Origin of the sequence: Trichlorobacter sp., assembly GCF_034008105.1 — a bacterium.
Lineage (GTDB): Bacteria > Desulfobacterota > Desulfuromonadia > Geobacterales > Pseudopelobacteraceae > Trichlorobacter.
Genome location: NZ_JAVEPN010000036.1, coordinates 1 through 3344, shown reverse-complemented (window position 1 = coordinate 3344; position 3344 = coordinate 1). Strand labels below are relative to the sequence as shown.

Annotated in this window: 4 protein-coding genes; 2 read left to right on the top strand and 2 right to left on the bottom strand. The window is 56.7% G+C overall.

Annotation, left to right across the window (positions count from 1 at the left end):
• Positions 1–1392 (top strand): tetrathionate reductase family octaheme c-type cytochrome (locus tag RBQ93_RS12350; protein ID WP_320372423.1); only part of this gene is annotated, 1392 nt, incomplete at its 5' end.
• A gap of 171 nt (positions 1393–1563) precedes the next feature.
• A complete protein-coding gene (locus tag RBQ93_RS12345) occupies positions 1564–1977 on the top strand; it encodes a response regulator (protein WP_320372422.1) in 414 nt (137 codons plus the stop codon).
• 38 nt (positions 1978–2015) lie between these two features.
• On the opposite strand, the gene RBQ93_RS12340 is transcribed toward RBQ93_RS12345, so the two are convergent.
• Both RBQ93_RS12340 and RBQ93_RS12335 read right to left on the bottom strand, forming a co-directional pair.
• A complete protein-coding gene (locus RBQ93_RS12340) occupies positions 2016–2519 on the bottom strand; it encodes a thioredoxin fold domain-containing protein (protein ID WP_320372421.1) in 504 nt (167 codons plus the stop codon).
• Between the two features lie 27 nt (positions 2520–2546).
• The coding region (locus RBQ93_RS12335; protein ID WP_320372420.1) for a HAMP domain-containing sensor histidine kinase at positions 2547–3344 on the bottom strand (798 nt) is incomplete at its 5' end.

The window sequence follows — 3344 nt, the reverse complement described above, 5'->3', positions numbered from 1 at the left end:
GTTGTGTTGGGGCTATCCCTGGCATCAACGGTCATCGCAGGGAACCATGCCGATTATGTCGGTAATGGCCCCTTCAAGAATGGTCCGGAAGTAACTAAGAAGTGTATGGAGTGTCATGAGGCCGAGACCAAGGCTTTTATGAAATCCGTCCACTGGACCTGGGAGAAGGAGCAGACTGTCAAGGGTAAGAAGATGATGATGGGTAAGAAAAACGTCCTGAACAACTTCTGTGTGGCAGTGCCTTCCAACTGGCCGCGCTGTACCAGCTGCCATGCCGGCTACGGCTGGAAAGACGGCAACTTTGATTTTACCAAGGCTGAGAATGTGGACTGCCTGGTTTGCCACGAGACCACCGGCACCTACAAAAAGTTCCCGGCTGGCGCAGGCCATCCTGCCTATCCTGGTGAAGACAAGAAGTTCGGCGGCAAGCCCTGGCCAACCGTTGATCTGGTGAAGGTGGCCCAGTCGGTGGGTAAGCCGACCCGTGCCGCCTGCGGTTCCTGCCACTTCTATGGCGGCGGTGGCGATCACGTTAAGCATGGTGATCTGGATTCTTCGTTGATCAACCCGAATCCTGCTACCGACGTGCATATGGGCAAGCTGAATTTTACCTGCCAATCCTGCCATAAGGGTGGCAAGGACCACGCTATCAAGGGTGAGGCGCTGTCAGTTTCGGTGGGTAGTGGCAAGCGGATTCTGGGATGCACCGACTGCCACAAGGAGGCGCCTCACAAGAGCGCTTTCTATAACAAGCACGCCAAGAAGATTGCCTGCCAGACTTGCCATATCCCGACCTTTGCCAAGGATAAGCCGACCAAGACCTGGTGGGACTGGTCCACTGCCGGCAAGGACGATTCCAATGCTCCCAAGGATCAGTACGGCGAGAAGCTCTATGCCAAGATGAAGGGCGACTTCAAATGGGAAAAAGATGTGGTGCCTACCTATCTCTGGTTTAACGGCAAGGTTGAGCGCTATGTGGCTGGTGATAAGATTGATCCCAGCAAGGTGGTGGAGTTGAGTGCTGCCCAGGGTGACCGCAAAGATCCGAATGCCAAGATCATGCCGTTCAAGATTATGCGTGGTAAGCAACCCTATGATAGTGGCAACAACACCATGGCCTTTGTGAACGTTTTCGGCCCGCCTACCAGCGAGAGCGCTTACTGGGTTAAGTATGACTGGAATAAGGCCATCACCGCTGGCATGAAGGCCGCAGGTCAGCCCTATAGCGGTAACTACGGCTTTGTTGAGACCTCAATGGTCTGGTCGGTTAACCACATGGTGGTCCCCAAGGATAAGTCGCTTAAGTGTAACGATTGCCACGGCGATAAGGGGCGGATGGACTGGAAGGCGCTCGGCTATAAGGGCGATCCCAAAAATCCTGCAAACCGCTAGTTTGTAGACGTAGTAAGCGCCGTACAAAAAAAGCCCGCAACAAGCGGGCTTTTTTTGTGCTATACAATCCCGCGAAAGAAGTTACGTTTGGCATTTGTGCTGGTGTAAGCGCGTACAGAAGATGGCGTCTGGCAGTAGTCGTGGGCCGTGATGTGATCTGGAGGGATGGATATGCTGCGTTGTTTGATCATTGACGATGATGAGTTGGGGCGGGAGCTATTGGCGGCGCAGCTTGAGTCCTATGCAGTCTGTGACCTGGCCGCCGATGGCTACGAAGGTGTGGCCAAGTTCGCTGCCGCCCTGCTGGAGGGGAATCCTTACCAGGTGATTTTTCTGGATATCGTTATGCCGGGTATGGATGGCCATGCTGCAGCAAAGGCAATACGGGGGCTGGAGCAGGAGCGGGGTATTGTGGTGGAGCATGGGGTGAACATCGTGGTGCTGTCGGCGCTTAATACGCCGCAAGATATCATCCAGGCCTATGTGTCTGCCCAGTCTGCAGCCCACCTGGTTAAGCCGGTCAAGCCGGAAAGACTGCTGAAGACGCTCTGCAAGATGGGGCTTATTTCCGAATCAGTGCTGTAGGGGTTTCGTGGCCGTGGCGGCACCACGGTTGCGGCAGGCTACTTGCCCAGCAGCTGCTGCAGCCTTTCCAGGTCAAACCCTTCAACAATCCTTCCGAATAGCATGAACGTCGGTGTGGCTTCGATCTTGGCTGTTCGAGCGATGGCCCGCTGTTGTTCCAGTCGCTTGATTCCCTTGGTCGTTACCGGAAGTTTTTCGACAACAACGTGGTCGTATCTGCCACTCATCACCTCGTGGTAGGCCTTTGCCTGGTTGCTGTGGGAAAGGATGTACTGGGCCTTGCGTTTGGCCTGGGGGTGCTTGGCCAGGGGGGTGAAAAAGATATAGCTGGTGACGTCCCTGCGTTTGACAAAATAGGCGGCGGCCTTGCGGCAGTAGGGACAGTCTGGATCGGTAAACTCAATGACCGTCTTCGGGCCGTTGCCGATCACCAACGCCTTGGACAGGTCAAGACTGTCGGCCAAGGCGTGACCAGGCAGGAACAGCAGCCCGGCAAGCAGCAGACAGCAGCTGAGGTGGCGGAATGAGTGCTTGAGCGTCACAGGGTTGCTCCTCTGTTCGGGATGGCGCTACTCAGGTACCGACAGGGTGATGATGAACTCGCTTCCCTGTCCTTCGCGGCTGGCGGCGCTGATGGTGCCGCCGTGGGCCTCGACGACCAGCTTGCAGAAGGCGAGCCCCAGGCCACTGCCGCCTCTGCCGCGGGCGCTTTGGGAGTTGGCCTGCACAAAACGATCAAAGATGAACGGCAGTTCGTCGGCAGGTATGCCGTCGCCGGTGTCCCGTACACTGAGGATGATGGCCAGCTCGGAGCTGGCTGAGATGCCTTGTGAACAGGTGACACTGATCTCCCCGCCATCGGGGGTGAAACGGGCGGCATTGATCAGCAGGTTGGCCAGTACCCGTGAGAACTTGTCACGGTCCAGTGCCACTTCCGGCAGGTCGTCGTCGATCAGTGCGGTCAGGCGCAGGTTGGCGGCCTGGGCCGCACCGCGATAACTGGCGGTGATCTGGCGCGTCAGCTCGGACAGCTTGACCGGGGTCTTGCGGAACTGCATCTTGCCATCCTCGAAACGGTGGATATCCAGCATATTGTCGATCATGGCGACGACTTCAATGCAGCTGTCGATGGCCGACATCAGGTATTCAGCCTGCTCGCTGTTGACCGGCCCCAGGCGTCCTTCGCGCACCAGATCCACTGAGCCGATCACGGCGGTGATCGGATTTTTCAGATCATGGGACAGCATGGAGACAAAGTCCTGCTTTTCACGGTCCAGGGCCTTCATCGCCATGCCCCGCTCCATCCGTTTCACCAGTTCACCCTCGGTGAAAGGGGCCATCATGCAATCCACAGCCCCTTCCTTCAG